The 24508-nt window shown below is 71.2% G+C and carries 22 protein-coding genes; 14 read left to right on the top strand and 8 right to left on the bottom strand.

Annotation, left to right across the window (positions count from 1 at the left end):
- The first annotated feature begins 574 nt into the window (after positions 1 to 574).
- The 9 genes from IG74_RS0102290 (at position 575) to IG74_RS48910 (ending at position 11388) form a co-directional block, all read left to right on the top strand.
- Complete coding sequence (locus IG74_RS0102290) at positions 575 to 1825, top strand: amidohydrolase (protein WP_030668653.1); 1251 nt, start codon at positions 575 to 577, stop codon at positions 1823 to 1825.
- Between the two features lie 281 nt (positions 1826 to 2106).
- Positions 2107 to 3210, top strand: a complete 1104-nt coding sequence (locus IG74_RS0102285) for a BMP family lipoprotein (RefSeq protein WP_037824269.1) — start codon at positions 2107 to 2109, stop codon at positions 3208 to 3210.
- Between the two features lie 492 nt (positions 3211 to 3702).
- A complete protein-coding gene (locus IG74_RS0102280) occupies positions 3703 to 4758 on the top strand; it encodes a BMP family lipoprotein (protein ID WP_030668647.1) in 1056 nt (351 codons plus the stop codon).
- A gap of 201 nt (positions 4759 to 4959) precedes the next feature.
- Positions 4960 to 6591 carry an ABC transporter ATP-binding protein gene (locus tag IG74_RS0102275; RefSeq protein ID WP_051854469.1) on the top strand — a complete coding sequence of 544 codons (1632 nt, stop codon included), beginning with the start codon at positions 4960 to 4962 and terminating at the stop codon, positions 6589 to 6591.
- Entirely contained in the window at positions 6588 to 7712 is a 1125-nt protein-coding gene (locus IG74_RS0102270; protein ID WP_030668642.1) for an ABC transporter permease, read from the top strand. Before IG74_RS0102275 ends, IG74_RS0102270 begins: the two co-directional genes overlap by 4 nt.
- Complete coding sequence (locus IG74_RS0102265; protein WP_030668640.1) at positions 7709 to 8971, top strand: ABC transporter permease; 1263 nt, start codon at positions 7709 to 7711, stop codon at positions 8969 to 8971. The genes IG74_RS0102270 and IG74_RS0102265 overlap by 4 nt, the downstream gene beginning before the upstream one ends.
- Entirely contained in the window at positions 8968 to 9375 is a 408-nt protein-coding gene (locus IG74_RS0102260; protein WP_030668638.1) for a cytidine deaminase, read from the top strand. The genes IG74_RS0102265 and IG74_RS0102260 overlap by 4 nt, the downstream gene beginning before the upstream one ends.
- Before the next feature lie 98 nt (positions 9376 to 9473).
- Positions 9474 to 10751 carry a thymidine phosphorylase gene (locus IG74_RS0102255; protein WP_030668634.1) on the top strand — a complete coding sequence of 426 codons (1278 nt, stop codon included), beginning with the start codon at positions 9474 to 9476 and terminating at the stop codon, positions 10749 to 10751.
- 247 nt (positions 10752 to 10998) lie between these two features.
- Positions 10999 to 11388, top strand: coding sequence for an STAS domain-containing protein (locus IG74_RS48910; protein ID WP_078868508.1), 390 nt, complete (start codon positions 10999 to 11001; stop codon positions 11386 to 11388).
- Here the strand turns inward: IG74_RS48910 and IG74_RS0102250 are convergent.
- Positions 11299 to 12282, bottom strand: a complete 984-nt coding sequence (locus IG74_RS0102250; RefSeq protein ID WP_030668631.1) for a sigma-70 family RNA polymerase sigma factor — start codon at positions 12280 to 12282, stop codon at positions 11299 to 11301. The genes IG74_RS48910 and IG74_RS0102250 overlap by 90 nt on opposite strands.
- 177 nt (positions 12283 to 12459) lie before the next feature.
- Entirely contained in the window at positions 12460 to 13764 is a 1305-nt protein-coding gene (locus IG74_RS0102245) for an MFS transporter (protein ID WP_030668629.1), read from the bottom strand.
- A 63-nt stretch (positions 13765 to 13827) separates the two neighbouring features.
- On the opposite strand from IG74_RS0102245, the gene IG74_RS0102240 reads away from it, so the two are divergent.
- Entirely contained in the window at positions 13828 to 14790 is a 963-nt protein-coding gene (locus tag IG74_RS0102240) for a LysR family transcriptional regulator (RefSeq protein ID WP_030668627.1), read from the top strand.
- Between the two features lie 258 nt (positions 14791 to 15048).
- Positions 15049 to 16743, top strand: a complete 1695-nt coding sequence (locus tag IG74_RS0102235) for an FAD-binding oxidoreductase (RefSeq protein WP_030668624.1) — start codon at positions 15049 to 15051, stop codon at positions 16741 to 16743.
- Positions 16744 to 16828: 85 nt separating this feature from the next.
- Here the strand turns inward: IG74_RS0102235 and IG74_RS0102230 are convergent, their stop codons facing one another.
- Complete coding sequence (locus IG74_RS0102230; protein ID WP_030668621.1) at positions 16829 to 17593, bottom strand: alpha/beta hydrolase; 765 nt, start codon at positions 17591 to 17593, stop codon at positions 16829 to 16831.
- 102 nt (positions 17594 to 17695) lie between these two features.
- Here IG74_RS0102230 and IG74_RS0102225 point away from each other — a divergent pair, with 102 nt between their 5' ends.
- Positions 17696 to 18889: an adenosine deaminase gene (locus IG74_RS0102225; protein ID WP_030668618.1), complete on the top strand. Its 1194-nt coding sequence runs from the start codon at positions 17696 to 17698 to the stop codon at positions 18887 to 18889.
- A gap of 131 nt (positions 18890 to 19020) precedes the next feature.
- Entirely contained in the window at positions 19021 to 19509 is a 489-nt protein-coding gene (locus IG74_RS54605; protein WP_030668616.1) for a hypothetical protein, read from the top strand.
- 66 nt (positions 19510 to 19575) lie between these two features.
- Here IG74_RS54605 and IG74_RS0102215 read toward each other — a convergent pair whose 3' ends face one another.
- From IG74_RS0102215 to afsQ1, 5 genes are all read right to left on the bottom strand, one after another.
- Positions 19576 to 19779, bottom strand: coding sequence for a PspC domain-containing protein (locus tag IG74_RS0102215; RefSeq protein WP_030668613.1), 204 nt, complete (start codon positions 19777 to 19779; stop codon positions 19576 to 19578).
- A 103-nt stretch (positions 19780 to 19882) separates the two neighbouring features.
- Entirely contained in the window at positions 19883 to 20389 is a 507-nt protein-coding gene (locus IG74_RS0102210) for a VanZ family protein (protein ID WP_234334180.1), read from the bottom strand.
- A 129-nt stretch (positions 20390 to 20518) separates the two neighbouring features.
- Positions 20519 to 21124, bottom strand: coding sequence for a hypothetical protein (locus IG74_RS0102205; RefSeq protein WP_030668608.1), 606 nt, complete (start codon positions 21122 to 21124; stop codon positions 20519 to 20521).
- On the bottom strand, positions 21121 to 22722 hold the full coding sequence (locus tag IG74_RS0102200) for a sensor histidine kinase (RefSeq protein ID WP_030668605.1): 1602 nt from the start codon (positions 22720 to 22722) through the stop codon (positions 21121 to 21123). The genes IG74_RS0102205 and IG74_RS0102200 overlap by 4 nt, the downstream gene beginning before the upstream one ends.
- The gene (afsQ1, locus tag IG74_RS0102195; protein WP_030562528.1) at positions 22719 to 23396 is read right to left on the bottom strand and encodes a two-component system response regulator AfsQ1; all 678 of its coding nucleotides are present in this window, start codon (positions 23394 to 23396) and stop codon (positions 22719 to 22721) included. The genes IG74_RS0102200 and afsQ1 overlap by 4 nt, the downstream gene beginning before the upstream one ends.
- A 212-nt stretch (positions 23397 to 23608) precedes the next feature.
- Here afsQ1 and IG74_RS0102190 point away from each other — a divergent pair, with 212 nt between their 5' ends.
- The gene (locus IG74_RS0102190) at positions 23609 to 24391 is read left to right on the top strand and encodes a SigE family RNA polymerase sigma factor (protein ID WP_030668600.1); all 783 of its coding nucleotides are present in this window, start codon (positions 23609 to 23611) and stop codon (positions 24389 to 24391) included.
- The last annotated feature ends 117 nt before the right edge of the window (positions 24392 to 24508 follow it).

Genomic DNA, 24508 nt, shown 5'->3' with positions numbered 1-24508 from the left:
TTCTGGGCTGCGACGGCACCCCCGGCGGTCGTTCAGGGGTGTTGTGAGCGGCTAAGGAGCAGCTCGGGGCAGCCAGAAACGATGGCCGTACGAGGTTTCCCGAACGATCGGCGACGCGGGTTTCGCAGGCTCTGATGAGGCGGCGCCGGATTTGCGGCACTGGGACGGGTGGGCCTAGAACCTCCCTTCTCCGACAACGTCAAGAGAAGTCCTTCCCGGCGAGCCCGCCGGAATGGAGTACCCCGGTAGATGGGAGATGAGGCGTGCGCCCGTCCCGTCGCGGGACAAGCCTCCGCCCGCACGTTCGATTACCACACGCGCCCCCACCCCGCCACCCAAACCCGCCGAAGTCCGTACTCTCCACCCCAAGGATGACGACCCACCCCAAAGGTGGAGACCTCTGACCTGCGGTGATCTCTCTGTGTGTGCGGAACGTAACCCACCTTCATACCCGCCGTACCAGCCGCGCATGCGCTCGTGGGCCAGCGAACTTACCTCAATCTGGCTGAACTTTTGTTGATCGAGGCTTAGTTGACGGGTTCAGCGCCTTACCCTTCACAGGGTGAACCAATTGATGTCCCGCGCGTCCACGGACGCGCCCGAAGGAGCCGAGTCCGCGCCGCCCGGAAATCTGCCCGGCGCGCTGCCAGAAGCGCTGCGCGCCGAACTCATCGCCTTCCGGCGTGACTTGCACATGCATCCGGAGCTCGGCAACCAGGAGTTCCGCACGACTGCGGCGATCAAGACGCGCCTGGAGAAGGCCGGGCTCACGCCCCGCGTGCTCCCGGTCGGGACCGGGCTCGTCTGTGACGTCGGGGGCACCCCGGACACCGCCGGACGCCCCGTGCTCGCGCTGCGCGCGGACATCGACGCCCTGCCCATCCCGGACACCAAGACCAGCGCCACCTACCGCTCCACCGTCCCGGACCGCGCCCACGCCTGCGGTCACGACGTCCACACGACCGTCGTCCTCGGCGCCGGACTCGTGCTCGCCGAGCTGGCGCGCGCCGGACAGCTGCCGCACCCGGTGCGGCTGCTCTTCCAGCCCGCCGAGGAGGTGCTGCCGGGCGGCGCCACCGACGCCGTCGCCTGCGGTGCCCTCGACGGCGTCGGCCGCATCATCGCCGTCCACTGCGACCCCCGCGTCGACGCGGGCCGCATCGGTCTGCGCCACGGCCCGATCACCTCCGCCTGCGACCGCCTTGAGGTCTCGCTCGACGGACCCGGCGGCCACACCGCGCGGCCGCATCTGACCACCGACCTGGTCACCGCCGCCGCGAAGGTCGTCAGCGAGGTCCCGGCCCTGGTCGGCCGGCGCGTGGACGCCCGTTCGGGCCTCTCCATCACCTGGGGCCGCATCGACGCGGGCCACGCGTGCAACGTGATCCCGCAGCACGCCGAGCTCTCCGGCACCATCCGCTGCCTCGACATCAACGCGTGGCGGCAGGCCCCCGACATCGTGCACGCCGCCGTCCAGGAGATCGCCGACCTGCACCGCGCCAAGTCCGCGATCAACTACGTGCGCGGGGTGCCGCCCGTCGTCAACGACGCCGTCGTGACGGACCTGTTGAGGGACGCGATGGCCGCGCGGCGCGGCGCCGACGCGGTCGAGGACACCGAGCAGAGCCTCGGCGGCGAGGACTTCTCCTGGTACCTGGAGCACGTGCCGGGTGCCATGGCCCGACTCGGCGTCCGTACGCCGGGCGAGCGCGGCGTACGCGACCTGCACCAGGGCGACTTCGACGCCGACGAGCACGCCATCACCGTGGGCGTGGAGCTCTTCACCGCCGCCGCGCTCCTCGACGCGGCCCACCGCACCGCCTGAGGGCCCCACCCTCGTACGGCCCGTACGCACCACGGCCGCACCGCCAGAAGCACCCGGCCGGGATCCCGCGAAGCGTCGCCGTCGGCACCCACAAGGCGCCGCGGCCCGCACCCGGGATCCGCTCCGCGGCCCACGAGACACTCCGCGGCCCATCCCGCCACGAATCGATAACGGCCCCCGCCGAAACCGTTTCCCTCCCTTTCTACGCGCGTTAGTGTGCGCCGAAATCCGCGCCGTTCCAGGTGCGTCGGGGAACGTTCGGAACGTGAGGGGTACGTCCTATGCGTCGACGTCGTCAGTTTCGCACCACCCGTCAAACAAGGATTTCCCGCGCGGCAGTGGCGGTGGCGGCCCTCGCCCTCGTGGCCACCGCGTGCGGGGAGACCAGCAGCGACGCCGCCAAGGACGACGACGGCGGTGACAAGAAGAAGAGCGGCGCGTACCAGGGCAAGGGCATCGGACTCGCGTACGACATCGGCGGGCAGGGCGACCAGTCCTTCAACGACGCCGCGCACTCCGGCTACGCGCGGGCCCGCACGGACTTCAAGATCGGCGGGGTCGACATGGAGCCCGGCGACGGCGAGTCAAGCGCCGACAAGACCCAGCGCATCGAGCAGCTCGCCCGCCAGGGGTACGACCCGGTGATCGGCGTCGGCTTCATCTACGCGCCCGCGATAGAGGAAGTGGCGAAGAAGTACCCGGACACCACGTTCGGGATCGTCGACGACAACACCGTGCAGGCCCAGAACGTCGCCGATCTCGTCTTCCACGAGGAGCAGGGCTCCTATCTCGCGGGAGTCGCCGCCGCGAAGACGACCAAGGCCAAACACGTCGGATTCATCGGCGGCGTCGACATTCCGATCATTCACAAATTCGAAGCCGGGTTCGTGCAGGGCGTGAAGTCGGTCGATCCGAAGATCAAAATCGAGCGGCGCTATCTGACCGAGAAGCCGGAGGAGGGCGGGTTCGCCAGCCCCGACAAGGGCCAGGACGCCGCGAGCGGTCAGCTCGAAGCGGGCGCGGACGTGCTCTACCACGCGGCCGGGCTCTCCGGGCAGGGCGTGATCCAGGAGGCCGGGTCGCAGAAGAAGTGGGCGATCGGCGTCGACTCCGACCAGTACCAGCAGAAGGCCCTGGCCAAGTACAGGAAGTACATCCTCGGTTCGGCCTTCAAGGACGTCGGCGGGGCGGTGTACGACCTGACGAAGTCGGTCGTCCGCGGCAAGCCGGTGACGGGCACGCAGCGGTACGACCTCAAGTCGGGCCGGGTCGGGTTCTCCGACTCCAACCCCGACTACCGCGCGCTGAAGGACGTCGTGGCCGCGGTCGAACAGGCGAAGAAGGACATCATCAGCGGCAAGGTCAAGGTCAAGATCAAGCCATAGCGCGCACGGGGAGCGACCGCGACGTCTCCCAGCCCGTCCGGCGTTTGAGGACGAGGTCGCAGGCCGATCGGCCCGGGGTGGAGGGGCCCGGCCCACGAGCCCGTTCGAGGCCCAGGGGCCAGCCTCCGTGGGGAGGTTCACGTCGTACGTATAACCACCGCGTTGCCCCGTCCGCACCGCGTTAACAAGTCGTACGTATAACCCGTTGCGCCCCGGCGCATCCGTCCGCTCCGGACGGCGTCGACCAGGTGTCACCTGGTCGACGCCCGGCGGCCACAGCTCGATAACGGACCGGACAGAAGGGTTCTTATGTCAGGTCTACGCGCGTTACGCTGCGGCGAAATCGCGCCGGGTGAGGCGCGCCTCACGTACGTCCTCGCGTACGCCTCCGTACGTTTCCGCAGCGTGTGCACGCGCAGCAGCGCACCCACGCACGCGCGGCGGCCGTACCCGCGTACACGTACAGGTCGTTGTCAAAAGGAGTTCGTCCCTATGCGCCGGGTGTCCCGACTCGCGCTCGCGTCCGCCGCGACCGCTGCCTTCGCCGTCACCGTCTCCGCCTGTGGCGGCACCTCCAGCGACGCCGCCAAGAGCGACGACGGTGGCAAGAAGAAGGGCGTGGCGATCGCCTACGACGTCGGCGGCGCCGGTGACCAGTCCTTCAACGACGCCGCCACGGCGGGCATGGACAAGGCCGCCGCGGACTTCAAGATCGGCAAGAAGGCCGTCGAGCCGAACGACGGCGAGTCCGACGCCGACAAGATCCAGCGCCTCACCGAGCTGGCCAAGCAGGGCTACAACCCGGTCATCGGCGTCGGCTTCGCCTACGCGCCCGCCGTCAAGGAGGTCGCGGCCAAGCACCCCGACGTCACCTTCGGCATCGTCGACGACGCCACCATCGAGGCCAAGAACGTGGCGGACCTGGTCTTCACCGAGGAGCAGTCCTCGTACCTGGCCGGCGTCGCCGCCGCCAAGGCCACCAAGTCCAAGACCGTCGGCTTCGTCGGCGGCGTGGACAACCCGCTGATCCGCAAGTTCGAGGCGGGCTTCGTCCAGGGCGTCCAGGCCACCGACAAGTCGGTCAAGATCAAGCGCCAGTTCCTCACCGACAAGCCCGAGGACGGCGGCTTCTCCAGCCCGGACAAGGGCAAGGAGGCGGCCAGCGGCCAGATCGAGGGCGGCGCCGACGTGGTCTACCACGCCGCGGGCCTCTCCGGCCAGGGCGTGATCGAGGCCGCCGCCGCCAAGAAGGTCTGGGCGATCGGCGTCGACTCCGACCAGTACAAGCAGAAGGCCCTCGACAAGTACAAGAAGTACATCCTGACGTCGGCCACCAAGGACGTCTCCGGCGCGGTGTACAACCTGGTGAAGTCGGTTCAGGATGACAAGGCCGAGGGCGGCGTCGTCCGCGCCGACCTGAAGTCCGGCGGTGTCGGACTCGCCGACTCCAACCCGGAGTTCACCAAGATGAAGGACCTCCAGGCCGCCCTGAAGAAGGCCGAGCAGGCCATCGGCAGCGGCAAGATCAAGGTCAAGACGAAGCTGTAAGAGCGGCATCACGGCCGCGGAACGGGGTGTGAGCACCATGGACGTCTGCGTCCGCTCGCGCCCCGTTCGCGCGGCCAGGCCTCAACCACCGGGATACGTACCGCAGTCGGCGGGACGCGGTGACGTCTGAGGCGTGAAGCAGGGGCACACCGCGTGCGCGGCGCAGGCCCCTTTCCTTTAAGTCCCCGAGGAGAGTGCGCCATCGACGCGTCCACCACCCCTCCGCCCACCGCCACCACGTGCGCGGTGGAACTCGCCGGCATCACCAAGCGGTTCCCCGGCGTGGTCGCCAACCACGACATCCATCTGAGCGTCCGCAAGGGCACCGTGCACGCCCTCGTCGGCGAGAACGGCGCCGGCAAGTCGACGCTGATGAAGATCCTCTACGGCATGCAGAAGCCGGACGAGGGCACCATCGCCGTCGACGGCGAGCAGGTCGCCTTCGGCAGCCCGGCCGACGCCATCGCGCGCGGCATCGGCATGGTGCACCAGCACTTCATGCTCGCCGACCAGCTGACCGTCCTGGAGAACATCGTCCTCGGCAGCGAGAAGCTGTACGGGATCGGCGCCGGGGCCCGCCGCAAGGTCCTGGAGATCTCCGAGCGCTACGGCCTCGGCGTGCGCCCCGACGCCCACGTCGAGGACCTCGGCGTCGCCGACCGGCAGCGCGTGGAGATCCTCAAGGTCCTGTACCGGGGCGCCACCACGCTCATCCTCGACGAGCCGACCGCGGTGCTCGTGCCGCAGGAGGTCGACGCGCTCTTCGACAACCTGCGCGAGCTCAAGTCCGAGGGCCTGTCCGTCATCTTCATCTCGCACAAGCTGGGCGAGGTCCTCTCCGTCGCCGACGACATCACCGTCATCCGGCGCGGTACGACGGTGGGCACCGCGATCCCGTCCGAGACCACCCCGCGCCAGCTCGCCGAGCTGATGGTGGGCAGCGAGCTGCCGACGCCGGAGACCGCCGAGTCGACGGTCACCGACCGGCCGATGCTGGAGGTCGACGGGCTCAAGCTGCTCGCCGAGGACTCCGACCGGGCGCTCCTCGACGACATCTCCTTCACCATCCACGAGGGCGAGGTCCTCGGCATCGCCGGGGTCGAGGGCAACGGCCAGACCGAGCTCATCGACGCCCTCATCGGCCTCAAGCACGCCGACTCCGGAACCGTCCGGCTGGCCGGCGAGGACATCACCGCCTGGGCGACGCGCAAGCGCCGCGAGGAGGGCGTCGGCTACATCCCCGAGGACCGCCACCGCCACGGGCTCCTCCTGGAGTCCCCGCTGTGGGAGAACCGCATCCTCGGCCACGTGACCGAGAAGCCCAACGCGCGCGGCTTCTGGCTCGACCCGAAGGGCGCCCAGGCCGACACCCGCCGCATCGTCGAGGAGTACGACGTCCGTACGCCCGGCATCGACGTGACCGCGGCCTCGCTGTCCGGCGGCAACCAGCAGAAGCTGATCGTCGGCCGCGAGATGAGCCACAAGCCGCGCTTCCTCATCGCCGCGCACCCCACGCGCGGCGTGGACGTCGGCGCGCAGGCCCAGATCTGGGACCAGATCCGCGAGGCCCGCCGCGAGGGCCTCGCCGTGCTCCTCATCTCCGCCGACCTCGACGAGCTGATCGGCCTGTCCGACACGCTGCGGGTGATCTACCGCGGGCGGCTCGTCGCGGACGCCGACCCGGCCTCGGTCACGCCCGAGGAACTGGGCTCGGCCATGACGGGCGCGGCCTCAGGGCACCTGGAGCACGTGGAGGAACCCGAGAACGACGCGACCGCCGCGGCAGCGGCGGACGTGACGGAAGACGCCGGTCCGGAGGACGAGGCCCGATGAAGAAGTTCGACAAGGAGCGCGTGCTCCTCGCCCTCGCGGGCCCGGTCATCGCGCTCGTCGCGGCCATGGTGCTGACCTCGGTCGTGCTGGTCGCCTCGGGCAAGAGCCCGATCGAGCCGTACAGCCTGATGTTCGAGCAGGGCACCTACTCGGACATCCAGGTCCTGATCATCAATCAGGCCGGGATGTACTACCTGGCGGCGCTCGCGGTGGCCATCGGCTTCCGCATGAACCTGTTCAACATCGGCGTGGACGGCCAGTACCGCCTCGCCGCGATGGTCACCGCGGTCGTGGGCGCGCACGTGTCGCTGCCGTCGGGGCTCCAGATCCCGCTCCTGATCCTGGTGGCGATGCTCACCGGCGCCTTCTGGGCGGGCATCGCGGGCCTGCTCAAGACCACCCGGGGCGTCAGCGAGGTGGTCGCCACGATCATGCTCAACGCGATCGCGACGAGCGTCATCGGCTACCTCACCCTGGAGGAGAACTTCGGCGTCCCGGTCGGCAACAACCAGACCACCGGCGTCATGCACTCCTCCGGCTGGTTCCCCGGCATCGACATGGGCTCCTCCGGCGAGGTCTACGGCTTCGTGGTCGTCGCCGTCCTCGCGGGCGTCCTGTACTGGCTCGTCCTCAACCGCACCCGCTTCGGCTTCGACCTGCGCGCCACCGGCGCCTCCCCGTCGGCCGCCGCCGCCTCCGGCGTCAACGCCAAGCGCATGGTGCTCACCGCCATGCTGATCTCCGGCGGCGTCGCGGGCCTCGCGGGCATGCCGATCCTCCTCGGCGACGTGCACACGTACAGCCTGAGCTTCCCCACCGGACTCGGCTTCACCGGCATCACCATCGCGCTGCTCGGCCGCAACAACCCGGTCGGCATCGCCTTCGCCGCACTGCTCATCGCGTTCCTCGACAAGGCGTCCCCCGCGCTCGACTACAAGGGGTACGACAAGGAGATCGCGGTCATCATGCAGGGCCTGATCGTGATCGCCGTCGTGGTCTCCTACGAGGCCGTGCGCCGCTGGGGGCTGCGCCGCCAGCAGCAGCGCGTCGGTGAGGAACTCGCCGCGGCCGCGTCCGCAGCACGCACCAACGACTCCGTGAAGGAGGTGGCCGCGCGATGAGCTCCGCCACCGTCACCAAGGCCGCGCCCGCGAAGACCGCGCCGGGCCGCCGCCGCGTCTCGCTCCCCGTCCTGCTGCTGATCATCGCGGGCGTGCTCGTCCTGACCTCGGTCGTACGGCTGATCACCGACGCCAACGGCATCACCTCCACCGGGCAGATGTCCGGCGCCCTGCGCCTGGCCGTGCCGATCGGACTCGCGGGCCTCGGCGGCCTGTGGGCCGAGCGCGCGGGCGTGGTCAACATCGGCCTCGAAGGCATGCTGATCCTCGGCACCTGGTTCGGCGCCTGGGCGGGCTACCAGTGGGGCCCGTGGGTGGGCATCCTCTTCGGCATCCTCGGCGGGGCGATCGGCGGCCTGCTGCACGCGATCGTCACGGTCACGTTCAACGTCAACCACATCGTGTCCGGTGTGGCGATCAACATCCTCGCCCTCGGCATCACCCGCTACTTGTCGACGTACGCCTTCGAGGGCACGGACGGCGGCACGTCCAAGCAGTCGCCGGGCGTGGACTCGCTCGGCAAGTTCTCCGTGCCGGGCCTCTCGGACTGGCTGGTGGACCTCAACCAGAAGCACTGGTTCCTGGTCTCCGACCTCGCGGGCCTGCTCGGCGGGCTGCTCACCGACGTCTCGCCGCTGACGCTCATCGCCATCGCGATGGTGCCGCTGAGCTGGTTCATCCTCTGGCGGACCGCGTTCGGCCTGCGGCTGCGCTCCTGCGGTGAGAACCCGGTCGCCGCGGAGTCCCTCGGCGTCAACGTCTACAAGTACAAGTACCTGGCGGTCGTGATCTCGGGCGGCCTCGCCGGTCTCGGCGGTGCCTTCCTGTCCCTGGTGGCGTCGAACATCTACCTGGAGGGCCAGACCGGCGGCCGCGGCTACATCGGCCTCGCCGCGATGATCTTCGGCAACTGGATGCCGGGCGGACTCGCGATCGGCGCCGGCCTGTTCGGTTACACCGACAGCCTGAAGCTGCGGGGCGGCGGCACGAATGTCCACGCGCTGCTGCTCCTGATCGCCATCCTGCTGATCATCGGTGCGATCTACCTGGTGTGGCGCAAGCGCTACGTCCCCGCGGCGATCACCGCGGCGGTCTCGGCGCTGATGTTCGCCTGGTACGGCCTCACCGACGAGGTGCCGAACCAGGTCGTGACGGCCACGCCGTACGTCGTGACGCTGCTCGTCCTCTCGCTGTCGGCCCAACGCCTGCGGATGCCGAAGGCGAACGGCCTGCCGTACCGGAAGGGACAAGGGAAGTGACCACCGCTGCCGACTGGGAGGCGCTGCGGGACGCCGCGCGCGAGGCCATGTCCCGTGCATACGCGCCCTACTCGGGCTTCCCCGTCGGCGCGGCGGCCCTGGCCGACGACGGCCGCACGGTCACCGGCTGCAACGTGGAGAACGCGTCGTACGGGCTCGGCCTGTGCGCCGAGTGCGGCCTCATCTCGCAGCTCCAGCTCACGGGCGGCGGCCGCCTGACCCACTTCACCTGCGTGGACGGCAAGGGCGACATCCTCATGCCGTGCGGCCGCTGCCGTCAGCTCCTGTACGAGTTCGGCGGGCCCGCGCTCCTGGTGGAGACCGCGTCGGGCGTGCGCACCCTCGGCGAGATGCTGCCGGACGCGTTCGGCCCCGCGAACCTGAACTCCGGGAACCCGAACTGAGCAAGGCCCCCGCCGTCGGCGGGGGCCTTCTTCAACCCCCTTTCTCTATGCGCGTAGAGTCCCGTCTACGTACGACTGTCACTGCCGGAAGGAATGCCATGGACGTCATCTCCGTCATCCGTACGAAGCGGGACCGGGGCGAGCTGAGCGACGAGCAGATCGACTGGGTCATCGACGCGTACACGCGCGGCGCCGTCGCCGACGAGCAGATGTCGGCCCTGGCCATGGCCATCCTGCTCAACGGCATGAACCGCGGTGAGATCGCCCGCTGGACGGCGGCGATGATCGCTTCCGGCGAGCGCATGGACTTCTCCTCGCTGTCCCGCCCCACCGCCGACAAGCACTCCACCGGCGGCGTCGGCGACAAGATCACGCTGCCGCTCGCCCCGCTGGTCGCCGCGTGCGGCGCGGCCGTGCCGCAGCTGTCCGGGCGCGGCCTCGGCCACACCGGCGGCACCCTGGACAAGCTGGAGGCGATCCCCGGCTGGCGCGCCCTGCTCTCCAACGAGGAGATGCTGAACGTCCTCGACGGCGTCGGCTCCGTGATCTGCGCGGCGGGCGACGGCCTGGCCCCCGCCGACAAGAAGCTCTACGCCCTGCGCGACGTGACCGGCACGGTGGAGGCGATCCCGCTGATCGCCTCCTCCATCATGTCGAAGAAGATCGCGGAGGGGACGGGCTCGCTCGTCCTGGACGTGAAGGTCGGCACCGGCGCGTTCATGAAGACGATCGAGGACGCGCGGGAACTGGCTGCCACGATGGTCGGCCTCGGCACCGACCACGGCGTGCGCACGGTGGCTCTCCTCACGGACATGTCCACGCCGCTCGGCCTCACGGCGGGCAACGCGCTCGAAGTCCGCGAGTCCGTCGAGGTCCTGGCGGGCGGCGGCCCGGCCGACGTGGTGGAGCTGACCCTCGCGCTCGCCCGCGAGATGCTCGACGCGGCGGGCCTGCCGGACGCCGACCCGGCGAAGGCCCTCGCCGACGGCTCCGCGATGGACGTGTGGCGCCGCATGATCGCCGCGCAGGGCGGCGACCCCGACGCGGAGCTGCCGGTGGCGCGCGAGACCCACGTCGTGACCGCGCCGTCGTCCGGCGTCCTGACCCGCCTCGACGCGTACGACGTCGGCGTCGCGGCCTGGCGCCTCGGCGCGGGCCGGGCCCGCAAGGAGGACCCGGTGCAGGCCGGGGCCGGTGTCGAACTCCACGCCAAGCCGGGCGCCACGGTCACCGCGGGCCAGCCGCTCCTCACCCTCCACACGGACACCCCCGAGCGCTTCGCGTACGCGCTCGAGTCCCTCGCGGGCGCGTACGACATCGCCCCCGAGGGCACGGAGTTCGCGGCGAAGCCGATCGTCCTGGAGCGCGTGGTCTGATCCCTCGCGGGGCGCCCCGGACCCACCCCTTCCCGAACCAGGGGCTGGCCGCCCCTGGCACCCCGCTCCTTTGTCGCGCTGGCGCGCTCGTCCTCAAACGCCGGACGGGCTGAAACTGTCCGCCGGGCCGCAGTCGAGATCTCCCAGCCCGTCCGGCGTTTGAGGACGAGGCGCGGAGCGCCGATTCGGGGTCCGGGGCGGAGCCCCGGTTTCGGGAAGGGGCGGGGTGGGGGAGAGCAGCGCACCGATGAGTTCGCCGCACCCCGCCGGTCCCTCCTACGTGGCAACCTCTGCGAACCTCATCGTCATCACCGGCCCCGTCCGCCAGGACGACGTACCGGCGCTGTGCGCCGAGTTGCACCACCGCGCGGGGAACGGGCACACCGAAGTGGTGTGTGACCTGCGCGGTGTCACCACCGCCGACCTGGCGACCGTCGACGCCGTCGCCCGGCTGCGGCTCGCCGCCCGCAGGGCCGGGGTGGGGCTGCGCCTGCGCGGCCCCACCCCGGCGCTGTGGGCGCTGCTGCGCCTCGTCGGTCTCGCGGAGCTATGCGTCGAGGTGGAGCGGGACCCCGAACAGCGGGAACCACCGCTCGGTGTCGAGGAAGCAGTGGAATCCGGCGACCCGGCCCCCTGAGAGCTCGATGACCTGGATCGCCCAGGGCATGAAGCCGCCGTTGTCCGGGTCGGGCTTGTACTGCGCGAACGCGGGGGTGCCGTTCGCCGCCACCGGGACGAGGCGGGAGTTCGCGCACGCCGCGCCCATCGTCGCCATGAAGCCGGTGATGTCCTGCGGCCCGCGCAGCCACAGGTCGAACGGCGGCATCGTCATGACGGCGTCCTCGTGGAGCAGGGCGGTGAGCGCCGCCATGTCGTACCCCTCGAAGGCCTTCACGTAGCGGTCGAGGAGCTTGCGCTGCTCCTCGTCCAGCGGGTCGGACGTCGCGGTGTCGTCGGCCGGGCGCTCGGCGAGGGTCGCGCGGGCCCGCTGCAGCGCGCTGTTCACGGAGGCGACCGTCGTGCCGAGCAGCTCGGCGACCTCGCTGGCCTTCCAGGCGAGGACCTCGCGCAGGATCAGCACCGCCCGCTGCTTGGCGGGCAGTTGCTGGAGCGCGGCGATGAAGGCGAGCCGCACGGACTCCTTGGCGACGGCCGCCTCCTCGGGCCCGCTGACGGCGGGCAGCACGCGGGCGTCCGGTATCGGCTCCAGCCAGACGTTGTCCGCGCGGGGGTTGAGGGCGGCCTGGGCCAGCGGCGTGGACGCGGTCAGGTCCATGGGGCGGGCGCGGCGGTTGCCCGCGTTCAGCATGTCCAGGCAGACGTTCGTCGCGATGCGGTACAGCCAGGAGCGGAGGCTGGAGCGGCCCTCGAACTTCTCATGGCTGCGCCAGGCGCGGACCATCGTGTCCTGCACGGCGTCCTCGGCCTCGAAGGCCGAGCCCAGCATGCGGTAGCAGTACCCCGTGAGCTCGACGCGGTGCTTCTCCAGGCTCGCGTCCAGCTCGGTCGTCGCTCCAACGGTACGGCTCATCCCGACCCACCCCTGTGCCTCTGCCTCGCCGGCGCGGACGCCCCAGCACACCGGAAGCTACCGCAGCCCACTGACAACGGCCTCCGGAGCGGCGAAAACGGCAGTTCGCCGGGGCCGAGCGCGCTATGGGCGCACGCCGTGCGGCATGCGCCCATAGCGCGCTCGGCCCCGGCGCCGTCAGCAGGCGCTCGCCACCGGCGTCACACGCCGTGCGGCCCGGGTCCCGAACAGCGTGATGCCCACGACGCCGACCACCGCGAGCACGCCGAGCGCCACGGTCCCGGCCCAGCCGCCGGAGTGGAAGGCGATCGCGCCGAGCGTGCCGCCCGCGCTGCTGCCCACGTAGTACGCGGACTGGTAGAGCGCCGAGGCCTGGGCGCGGCCCCGCGTGGCGGTGCGGCTCACCGACGAGGACGCCACGGCGTGGCCCGCGAAGAAGCCCGCCGTGATCAGGACCAGGCCGAGCAGGACGAGGAGGAGGTCGGAGGCCAGGGAGAGCAGCAGGCCCGCGGCCGTCGTGCTCGCGGCCAGGTAGAGCGCGCCGCGCCGCCCGAGCCGCGCGACCAGCTTCCCGGCCGCCGCCGAGGAGACCGTACCGACCAGGTAGACGAGGAAGATCGAGCCGATGACGCCCTGCGGCAGCGAGAACGGCGCCTCGGTGAGGCGGTAGCCGATCACCGTGTAGACCGCGCCGAACACCGTCATGAACAGCGCGCCGATCGCGTACAGACGGCACAGCAGCGGGTTCTCCAGGTGCGAACGCACCGTGCGGGCGAGCGACTTCGGGTTCAACGTGCCCGGCGTGAAGTGGCGCGGCGCGGGCAGCAGCGCGCGGAAGGCGAGCGCGCACAGGACCGCGACGACGCCGACCACGGCGAGGGCCCAGCGCCAGCCCCAGGCCTGCGCGACCCAGCCGGTGACGATGCGGCCGCTCATGCCGCCGATGGAGTTGCCCGCCACGAACATGCCGATCGCGGCGACCAGGGCCTTGGGCCGCACCTCCTCGGCGAGGTAGGCCATCGCGGAGGCGGGCAGTCCGGCGAGCGCCGCGCCCTGCACCGCGCGCAGCGCGATCAGCGCGCCCACCGACGGGGCGAACGGCACGAGCAGCCCGACCACGACGGCGACGGCGAGCGACGCCGTCATCAGGGTGCGGCGGCCGTACCGCTCCGACAGGGCGCTCAGCGGCAGGACGAACAGGGCGAGCGCGCCGGTCGCGGCGGACACCGTCCAGCTCGCGGTGGACGCGCTCACGCCCAAGTCGGCGGAGATCAGGGGGAGGAGCGCCTGCGTGGAGTACAGCAGGGCGAAGGTGGCGACGCCCGCGAGGAAGAGCGCGAAGCTCATGCGGCGGTAGCCGGGGCCTCCGGGGGCCATGCGGGAGTCGAGCGGGTCGGCTGACCGAGGGGCCCGGGAAGAAGGGGACGACGGGGTGAGGGCGACCGCGTGGGTGGCGGACGCCCCGCTACTGGCAGGAGGCATGTCACGAACGTATGACCGTCCCTCCTCATGCGTCCAATGCATGAAACGGCCATAATCCATCCCATGCAGCATCAGCCGAGGTCAGCGGGTCGACTGTCGCAGAACAGTGACACAGAGGACACAGATCACATCGTGCGGCTGCTCGCCCCGCGCCTGGCGTACTTCGCCGGGGTCGCGCGCACCGAGCACGTCACGCGCGCCGCCCAGGAGCTCCAGGTGCCGCAGTCCACGCTGTCGCGCGCGCTCGTCCGGCTCGAACGGGACCTGGGCGTCGACCTGTTCGCGCGGCACGGGCGCACGGTGTCGCTCACCCCCGCGGGCCGCACCTTCCTCGGCTCGGTCGAGCGCGCGCTCGCCGAGGTCGGCAGGGCCGCCGAGTCCGTGCGCGCCGACGCCGACCCGGCAGCGGGCAAGGTCGCGTTCGGCTTCCTGCACACCATGGGGTCCGAGACGGTGCCCGGGCTCATCCGGGCCTTCCGGGCCGACCACCCGCGGGTGCGGTTCAGCCTCGTCCAGAACTACGGCGAGGCCATGATCGAGCGGCTGCGCGCCGGGGAGCTCGACCTGTGTCTGACCTCGCCGGTGCCCGACGCCCCCGACCTGGTCGCGCGGCGCCTGGACGAGCAGCGGCTGCGGCTCGTGGTGCCGGAGGAGCACCGCCTCGCCGGGCGCAAGCGGGTGCGGCTCGCCGAGGCCGCCGACGAGGCCTTCGTGACCCTGGAGCCGGGGTACGGGCTCAGGCGGATCACCGACGCCCTCTGCGCCGAGGCCGGGTTCAAGCCCCGGATCGCGTTCGAGGGCGAGGAGGCGGAGACCCTGCGGGGCCTGGTGGCCGCCGGGCTCGGCGTGGCGCTGCTCCCGCCGCCCGCCGTGGCCCGGCCGGGGGTGGTGGAGCTGAACGTCACCGGGCAGCGGGCGGTCCGCGAGATCGGCGTGGCGTGGCTGGACGGGCATCCGGACACCGCGCCGGTGGCGGCGTTCAAGCGGTTCCTGCTGAGCAGGCGCGGACAGCTGCTGCCCCGCTGACGGCCCCGCGCGCGACCGCCCGGCGGAATTCCCTGATCGCCCCGGTATGAACAGGACTTGCGAGTAGGACGAGTTGCACATGCTGCAACCAAATGTGGTTTCACTGGCAGTTCGGACAGTTTTATCGATCGAGGTGTTGCGTCACACCAGTAACACTGGTCTAGGCTTTGATCGATCATCGTTCGATGGGTCTTCAACTTCCTTTGTGGCCATGCCCGTTGGGGGAGTGTGGCCAGGCGCGAGACAAGTGAGGCATACATGGCAAAGAACGACAGATCCCTGGGTCGTAGATCCCTCCTGACCGGTGCCGCCGCCGTCGCCGGTGGGGCGGCCGTCAGCTCCGCGCTGCCCGCGACCGCCGCCCAGGCCGCCCCGCGCTCGGCCGCCGCGACGGCCGCGGAGGTCGCCGCCGCGACGCCCGACTACATCACCGTCAGCCCCACCGACCCGCGCTTTCCCGACCTGGTGCGCGGCATCAACCAGCGCTGGGTCGCCAAGCCCGACTACGTCCGCCTGGTCACCACCACCGCGCAGGCCGTGCGCGCCGTGCAGGAGGCCGTCACCGCGGGCAAGCGCCTGACCGTCCGCAGCGGCGGCCACTGCTACGAGGACTTCGTCTTCAACAAGGACGTCCAGGTCGTCGTCGACATGTCGGGGATGACCCAGGTCTACTACGACAGCGCCAAGAACGCCTTCGCCGTCGAGGGCGGTGCCTCCAACCTCCAGATCTACGAGACGCTCTACAAGCTGTACGGCGTCACGCTCCCGGCCGGCTCCTGCGCCTCCGTCGGCGCGGGCGGCCACATATCGGGCGGCGGCTACGGCCTGCTCTCGCGCCTGCACGGCCTGACCGTCGACCACCTCTACGGCGTCGAGGTCGTCACGGTGGACAAGAACGGCACCGCCAAGGCCGTCGTCGCCACTCGCGACTCCACCGACGCCGCGCTCAAGGACCTGTGGTGGGCCCACACCGGCGGTGGCGGCGGCAACTTCGGCCTGATCACCCGCTACTGGCTGCGCTCGCCCGGCGCCACCGGCAGCGACCCGTCCAAGCTCCTGCCGAAGCCCCCGTCCGAGGTCTTCGTGCACGCCACGGCCTTCCCCTGGAAGGACATGACCGAGGCGTCCTTCACCCGCCTGCTGCAGAACTGGGGCGACTGGCACGAGAAGAACAGCGCCCCTGACTCCAAGTTCAACTCGCTGTTCGGCCTCCTGAAGCTGAACCAGAAGGCCAGCGACAACGCGCAGATCGCCCTGCTCACGCAGATGGACGCCACGGTCCCGAACGCCCAGGCCCTCCTGGACGAGTACCTGGCCGCGATCTCCGCGGGCGTGGGCGTCACGCGGCAGGCCATGACCCGGCGGGCCGGCGAGCACGCGGCCATGCCGCAGTTCGCCAAGCCGCGCACGCTGCCCTGGTACATCGCCACCGACTACCTCAGCGGCGGCAACCCCACGCTGTACGGCAAGTACAAGTCGGCGTACGCCCGCAAGGGCTTCTCCGTCACCCAGATCAAGGCGATGTACAAGCACCTGACGCGCACCGACTACAGCAACGGTGACGCGCTGGTCCAGATCGACTCGTACGGCGGCCGCATCAACGCCGTCAAGCCCGGCGACACCGCCGTGCCGCAGCGCGACTCGGTGCTCAAGCTCCAGTACCAGACCTACTGGACCGACCCCGCCGAGGAGGCCAAGCACCTCGCCTGGATCCGCGAGTTCTACAAGGACGTGTACGCGGAGACCGGCGGCGTCCCGGTGCCGGGCGACATCAACGACGGCTGCTACGTGAACTACCCCGACAAGGACCTCGGCGACGCCGCCTGGAACACCTCGTCGACCGCGTGGAACAGCCTGTACTACAAGGACAACTACGCCCGCCTGCAGAAGACGAAGGCGGCGTGGGACCCGAAGGACGTCTTCCGCCACGCCCAGTCGGTCCGCCTGCCGTAAGGGCCACGGTTCCCCGCGCCTCCCCTCAGGGGCGCGGGGAACTGCGCGACCAGCCACGACGCACCCGCAGCCGACGGCGGACAGCTCAGTCCCGCAGCCCCCTCCCGAAGCCGGAGGCAAGCGGCATCCGTAAGCCGATGGGCGGCGGAGCCGCGAGCGCGTCCTCCAGGGGCCGGGCATAGGGGTAGCCGTACAGGGACCCCTGCACGAAGTTCACGGAGAGGGCCAGCACCTCGTCACGGTGCTGGCCGAGCCGGTGCCCGTCCGAATGGACCTCGAACCGGCACACGTCCCGGTTCGCCTTCTTCGCCCGCTCCGCGAGCCGGAACGACAGCTCGGGATCGGTCCGTTCGTCGTTCGTGCCGTGCACGATGAGCACCTGCCGCCCCGCCAGCTGCTTCACCGGCTCGGGCGGCGCGGCCACGTCGTCCTCGGGCAGCCACGGGGCGAGCGCGAGCACGGACTGCACGGCGCTGTGACCCGCCGTGCGCAGCGCCGCGCGGCCGCCCATGTCGACCCCGGCGAGACACACCGGCACGTCGCCGTAGCGGCGCACCACCTCGTCGGCCGCCCACTCGGCGTCCCGGGCGAGCTGCGCCTCGGCGCCGTTCCAGCCGCCCGCGCGGTAGTGCACGACGTGGGCCGCGAGCCCGTCGGCGCGCCCGCCGCGGGCGAGCCGCCGCCCCAGGGGCCGCACCGCCGCCGCGGCCAGGAACGACGGCTTGCGGGCCGACGCCGCGTGACCGCCCGGCAGGAGCAGCACCACCGCGCTCACCGTCGAGGGCCGCGTGCCGATCACACGCCCGAGCCTGGCCGTGCGCGCCGGACGCGTTGTCGCTTGCTGAGCCATGCCAGAACAGTGTCAGAAGTCCGTGTGGATGCCACCCGTCCGCCTGGTCACTGTTACGTATCGACCGGTGAGTTCTACGCGCGTAGGAGTTAGAGTGCGGAAATGACGAGCCAGATCAGGAAGATCACTGAAGGAAGCGGTCACACGGGCCGTGGCACCGCCCCGGGAGTCCCGGACTCCGAGCAGATCCGCCGCGCCCCCAAGGTCCTGCTCCACGACCACCTCGACGGCGGCCTGCGCCCCGGCACCATCGTCGACCTCGCCCGGGAGAACGGCTACGAGGGCCTCCCCGAGACCGACCCCGACAAGCTCGGCGTCTGGTTCCGCGAGGCCGCCGACTCCGGCTCCCTGGAGCGGTACCTGGAGACGTTCGCGCACACCTGCGCCGTGATGCAGACCAAGGACGCCCTCAAGCGCGTGGCCGCCGAGTGCGCCGAGGACCTCGCCGAGGACGGCGTCGTCTACGCCGAGGTCCGCTACGCCCCGGAGCAGCACCTGGAGGCCGGACTCACCCTCGAAGAGGTCGTCGAGGCCGTCAACGAGGGCTTCCGCGAGGGCGAGCGCCGCGCCCGGGCGAACGGCCACCGCATCCGCGTCGGCGCCCTGCTCACCGCCATGCGGCACGCGGCCCGCGCCCTGGAGATCGCCGAACTCGCCAACCGCTACCGCGACTCGGGCGTCGTCGGATTCGACATCGCGGGCGCGGAGGCGGGCTTCCCTCCCACCCGCCACCTGGACGCCTTCGAGTACCTGAAGCGCGAGAACAACCACTTCACGATCCACGCCGGTGAGGCCTTCGGCCTGCCCTCCATCTGGCAGGCCCTCCAGTGGTGCGGCGCCGACCGCCTCGGCCACGGCGTGCGCATCATCGACGACATCAAGGTCGCCGACGACGGCACCGTCCAGCTCGGCCGCCTCGCCTCGTACGTGCGCGACAAGCGCATCCCGCTGGAGCTGTGCCCGAGCTCCAACCTCCAGACCGGCGCCGCCAGTTCGTACGCCGAGCACCCGATCGGCCTGCTGCGCAAGCTGCACTTCCGGGCGACCGTCAACACCGACAACCGCCTGATGTCCGGCACCAGCATGAGCCGCGAGTTCGAGCACCTGGTCGGCACCTTCGGCTACACGCTCGACGACATGCAGTGGTTCACCGTCAATGCCATGAAGTCGGCGTTCATTCCTTTCGATGAACGCCTCGCGATGATCAATGACGTCATCAAGCCCGGCTACGCCGAGCTCAAGTCCGAATGGCTGTTCCGCCAGACCGCCTCCACCAGCGGATCCGTCGACAGCTAAGCGGATTTTGTACGTCAACGAAGCGGCCGGGAGTACCCACTCCCGGCCGCTTTCGGCTGTTTGCGGCCCCAGCTTGAGGGTGTTTAACGTCGAGGACCGCTCAACGCCCCCGTAGCAAGGACGCATTGAAGATGAAGCAGTCTGCCGTCAAGACCCTCGGTGTCGCCGCGCTCGGTGCCGCCTTCGCCGCCGTCGGCGCGGGCGTCGCGAACGCGGCCCCTGCCACCGTCCCCGACCCCTCCACCGCCCTGGAGACCGTCACCACGACGCTGCCGCTCGACCAGGCCGCGGGCACGCTGCCCGCCGGTGCGCCCGAGTCCCTCGCCGCCGGGCAGAGCGCCCTCGCCAGCGGCGTCGGCGCCACCAAGCCCGCCCTCGAGCACTTCCTGCCCGCCCTTTCCACGCAGACCCTGGAGAGCGCCGCGAGCGCCGCCACCGAGCCGGCCGACGACGAGGGCGAGGACGGCACCAAGGCCGCCGCGCCGCGGCAGGCCGCGCCCAAGTCCGACGACGAGGAGAAGCCCGGCGACGACGCCGTGGGCCAGCTCCTCGGCGGACTGCCCACCGGCGAGATGCAGACTCAGGGGCTGCCGACGAAGGGCCTGGGCCTGCCGCTCTGACGGCCGCCGCACACGACTGACGGGGCGCACCCTTGGGGGTGCGCCCCGTCGTCGTACGGGCACGGGTCACCAGGCGGTCTTGGTCTTGCCGCCCTCCTTCGGCAGCAGGATCCACAGCGCGGCGTACAGCAGGAACTGCGGTCCCGGCAGCAGACAGGACAGCACGAAGATCACGCGCATCGTGGTCGCCGACATGCCGAAGCGGCGGGCGAGGGCAGCGCACACACCGCCGATCATGCGGCCGTCGGTGGGGCGGGCAAGGGCGGTCATGGTGGCTCCTTCATGGACCGTGGTCGGGTCGTCGGTCGGGCTCCGGTTCTCCGGTTGCCCCGATGACTCCACGGTAGGAGTGGCAGGCGGCCGCGGCGTCAGGCTACGGAGCGATGCCGACCCTGGGAATCTTCGGGGTCGCCCCCTGAGGGGCCTCCTCCCGCGCGCGGCGCGTCCGGGGCCGCGCGGAGCGGCGGCGCAGCCGGGCCCGGGCCGCGGGCACCACGGCGAGATGGGCGAGCGCCACGCCCACGGTGTTCAGGAGCAGCGAGTCCACGTCCACGACCTGCCCGGGCACACCGGTCTGCAGCAGTTCGATGCCGAGCGAGAGCAGGGCGCCCGCCGCGACCGTACGGGCGAGGGAGGCCAGCGGCGACACGTCCAGGCGGCCGCCCACCAGCGGCAGCAGCACCCCCAGCGGTGCGAGCAGCAGCAGCGCGCCGCCGATCTGCCGGGCCGCCTGCTCGGGGCCGCGCTCCAGGTCCGCCTTGATGCCCGCGAGGGGCTCCAGGTTCGCCGCACTCACCCAGGGCACGTCCAGCGGCCGCAGCGTGATCCACGCGACGACCAGGAGATGCGCGGCGAGGAGGACCCCTCCCGCCGCGCGCAAGCGAATGGCGGCACCGCGCCCGCCCGAGCCTTGACGCACGCTCCCCAAGACGCGTCAGGCGGCGGGATCGGTTCCGCGCGAGTAATAAAGGCCGGGCGCACGAGGCGCCGGGTGGCGTGAAAGGGCCCCTCAGGACTCCAGCGGCCGCGACGGCGGCGGCACCGTTCCGGGCCGGTCCCGGGCCTCCGGAGTGCATTCGTAGCGCCGCAGCTGCGTGCCCGCGGGGCCGCCCAGAATGACGGAACCGCCGTCGGACGCGGCGCTGTCCGCGTACGTGCACACCAGCTGCGCCAGCGCGGCCGTCGGCAGCTCCTGGGGCTGCCTGCTGAGCCGCAGGGCCTCGTTCGGATCGGCGGGGCGCGGCCCGGTGACCGTGATGCCGCGGCGCAGCTCCGTCGCGTACCCGGCCTGCCGCTCCTCCTCCGACGGCGGCGTCGACAGCTCGTTCAGGAGGGCCTGGGCGATGCGCGCGCGGTCCGTGCCCGTGCGGTCCGTGGGGATGCGCACCGTCCGGTCGACCGCGACCAGGCGGCCCGCGCACAGCAGGAAGATCTGCACGGGTACGCCGGTCGCCTCGTCGCGCGCCGAGATCCCGGAGGCCGCGGAGCCGCACGGCACCCGCGAGGGCGCGGCGCCGAAGTCGGTGGGCACCTCGGTGGAGCGGATGCCGCAGCCGGTGAGCACGGAGGCGAGCGCGGCGGTGGCGAGCACGGCGCGAAGCCGTCGCCTGGTCATGTCTCTTCCTTGCCTTCCTCGGAACGTTCCGCGGCCTGCCCGGCCCCGTCCTGCGGCGCCCGCTCCGGCTCCGGCTCCGCCGTCAGCGGCGAGGCGTCGCGCGGCAGGCGCAGGGTGAACACCGCGCCCCCCGCGGGCGCGTTCGCGGCCGTGATCTCGCCCCCGTGGATGTGCGCGTTCTCCAGGGCGATGGACAGGCCGAGGCCGCTGCCCTCCGAGCGCGGCCGGGACGCGCTGGCCTTGTAGAAGCGGTCGAAGACGTGCGGCAGGACGTCCTCGGGGATGCCGGGGCCGCCGTCCTTCACGGAGATCACCAGGCTGTCGCCGTCGAGGCGCACCGACACCTTCACCGGGGAGCCGCCGTGCTTGAGCGCGTTGCCGATGAGGTTCGCCAGGATCACGTCGAGGCGGCGCGGGTCGAGGAGGGCCATGATGCCGCGCTCGGCGTCCAGGTCCACGGCGTCCAGCCAGGCGCGGGCGTCGATGCACGCCGTGATCTGGTCGGCGATGTCGACGTTGTCGAGGACGAGCCGCGCGGTGCCCGCGTCGAAGCGGGTCACCTCCATCAGGTTCTCCACCAGGTCGTTCAGGCGCCGGGTCTCGCTGACCACCAGACGGACCGCGGGCTCGATCATCGGATCGACGCTGCCCGTCTGGGCGTCCAGCTCCTCCTCCAGGACCTCCGTCACCGCCGTGATCGCGGTCAGCGGCGTACGCAGCTCGTGCGACATGTCCGCCACGAAGCGCCGGCTCGCCTCGTCGCGGGCGCTCATGTCCGCGACCTTCTTCTCCAGGTTCTCGGCCGTGCGGTTGAACGTGCGCGAAAGGTCCGCGAGCTCGTCCGTGCCCGACACCCTGAGCCGGGTGTCCAGCTTGCCCTCGCCGAGGCGGCGCGCGGCGACGCCAAGGCGGTGCACCGGTTTCAGGACGGTCGTCGCGGCCGCCTGCGCGAGCAGCGCGGAGCCGACGAGCGCGAGCGCCGTGGCGATCGCCAGGGACCAGCCGAGCGAGCTGAGGTCCTTGGCCTCCGGTTCGAGCGACTTGAGCATGTAGCCGGTCGGCCCGCCCCCGACGATCTTCGTACCGCCGACGAGGTACGGAGTGCCGTGCTCCACGGTCCGCTGCCAGTACAGGTGGTACGGGCTCTTGTTGCCGTCGGAGAGCTGCTGCTGCTTCTTGACCGCCTCGCGCAGCGCCTTCGGCACCTTGGCGAGCGTGAACGCGTCCAGGTCGGAGTAGCCGTAGACCATCTCGCCCTGGGCGTTCTCGCCGACCAGGAGCACGCTGTAGCGCTGGCTGCTCTTGGCCATCTGCCCGGCGGCGGCCTGCAGCGCGTCCTGCGTCGGGTTCGGCGGCAGCGCGCCCGCGCGGGTCTGCATCTGCTGCCGGAAGTCCTTGAGGGCGGCGTCCTGGGCACGGGTCAGGACGGCCTCGCGGTTCAGCCAGTACGCGATGCCGGACGCGGACACCGCCGCCGTCAGCGCCACCAGGGCGAAGACGACGACGAGCCGCAGGCGCAGACTCGTGAAGCGCAGACCGGACCAGATCGCCTTGCGGGCCGCGGGAAGACCGCGGAGCTTGTCGTGCGGTGGGGTCACTGAGGCGTGTCCAGCCGGTAGCCCACGCCACGCACCGTACGGATCAGCGTCGGCGAGGACGGCACGTCCTCGACCTTGGCGCGCAGGCGCTGCACACACGCGTCCACGAGCCGCGAGTCGCCCAGGTAGTCGTGCTCCCACACCAGGCGGAGGAGCTGCTGGCGGGACAGGGCCTGGCCGGGGCGGCGGCTCAGCTCCAGGAGCAGGCGCAGCTCGGTCGGCGTCAGCTGGAGGTCCTCGCCGTTCTTCGTCACCGTCATCGCCGCGCGGTCGATCACGAGGGAACCGAACGTCGCCGCGTCGTTCGCCTCGCGCTCGCCGCGGCGGAGCACCGCCCGGATCCGGGCGTCGAGCACGCGCCCCTGCACGGGCTTGACCACGTAGTCGTCGGCGCCCGACTCAAGACCCACGACCACGTCGATGTCGTCGCTGCGCGCGGTCAGCAGGATGATCGGCAACTGGTCGGTGCGCCGGATGCGACGGCACACCTCGAAGCCGTCGATGCCGGGCAGCATCACGTCCAGCACGATCAGGTCCGGCCGCTGCTCGCTCAGGAGCTTCAGGCCGTCCTCGCCGGTGGCAGCAGTGGCCACCCGGTGACCCTGGCGCGTCAGTGAGAGCTCCAGGGCCGTCCGGATGGCGTCGTCGTCCTCGATCAGCAACAGGGAAGGCACGAACGTCATTCTGTCCCATGGCGCGGGCGCAGTTCGACTGTTGGCGGGCGTCTCACACCGCACCCACACGAGCGAATGGCGCAACCGATCTTGAACAAGGGCCCGCCGACCCCTGTGACAGGCCTGTGACAGTCGGCGGACACCGCCATGAAGTCGGCCGTGCAGAGTTTTGGGCACACGGAAATCCCAGACTCCACGACGGGGGGCGCGAGATGAACACGCTGCACAGCACCAGCTCGAGCGCAGTTGTCACGCGTCTGCACGACCTGGGGCGGAGTTCTGAGAAGCACGAGAAGTCCGGTGCCGTGAGCGGGCGGGGGTGCGCTCGCGGCACCGGGCGTCAGCACACCGGGGCTGCGAAGCCGGGCCGCCAGGCCTACATGACGGTGGTTGACGCGCTCAAGGGCGGCAGTGACGGGGGAGCTCACGGGGGAGCCGCGTACAGGGAGGAATCGGGGGAGCGGACGTCCCGGTCGGAGGCCGAGTTCACGGCCTACGTCCAGGAGCGCCGCGCCTCCCTGTACGCCACCGCCTACCACCTGACCGGTGACCGTTTCGAGGCCGAGGACCTGCTGCAGAGCGCCTTGTTCTCGACGTACCGCGCCTGGGACAGGATCAGCGACAAGGCCGCCGTCGGCGGCTATCTGCGGCGCACCATGACGAACCTGCACATCAGCGCCTGGCGCCGCCGCAAGCTCAACGAGTACCCGACCGAGGAACTGCCGGAGACCGTCGGTGACACGGACGCGATGCGCGGCACCGAGCTGCGCGCCGTCCTGTGGCAGGCGCTCGCCCGGCTGCCCGAGCTCCAGCGCACCATGCTGGTCCTGCGCTACTACGAGGGCCGCACGGACCCGGAGATCGCGGACATCCTCGACATCAGTGTCGGCACGGTGAAGTCCAGCATCTGGCGCTCCCTGCGCCGGCTGCGCGAGGACGAGGTCCTCAGCTTCGGCCGTGACCAGGAGGAGTCCTTCGGCGAGTTGGTCGCCTGAAGGATGAGGGGGGAACACGGGGGAGAGCACGGGGGCTGCCGCTCCTAGGGGGGAAGCGGCAGAAAGGGAGGGGAACCACGGGGGACAGCGGGGACCACGGGGGAAACACTGCGGGAC

The organism is Streptomyces sp. NRRL B-1347, assembly GCF_000720325.1.
In the GTDB taxonomy this organism is placed as follows: domain Bacteria; phylum Actinomycetota; class Actinomycetes; order Streptomycetales; family Streptomycetaceae; genus Streptomyces.
Note: the sequence above shows the minus strand (reverse complement) of the source record. Positions and strands in the feature narration are given on the sequence as shown.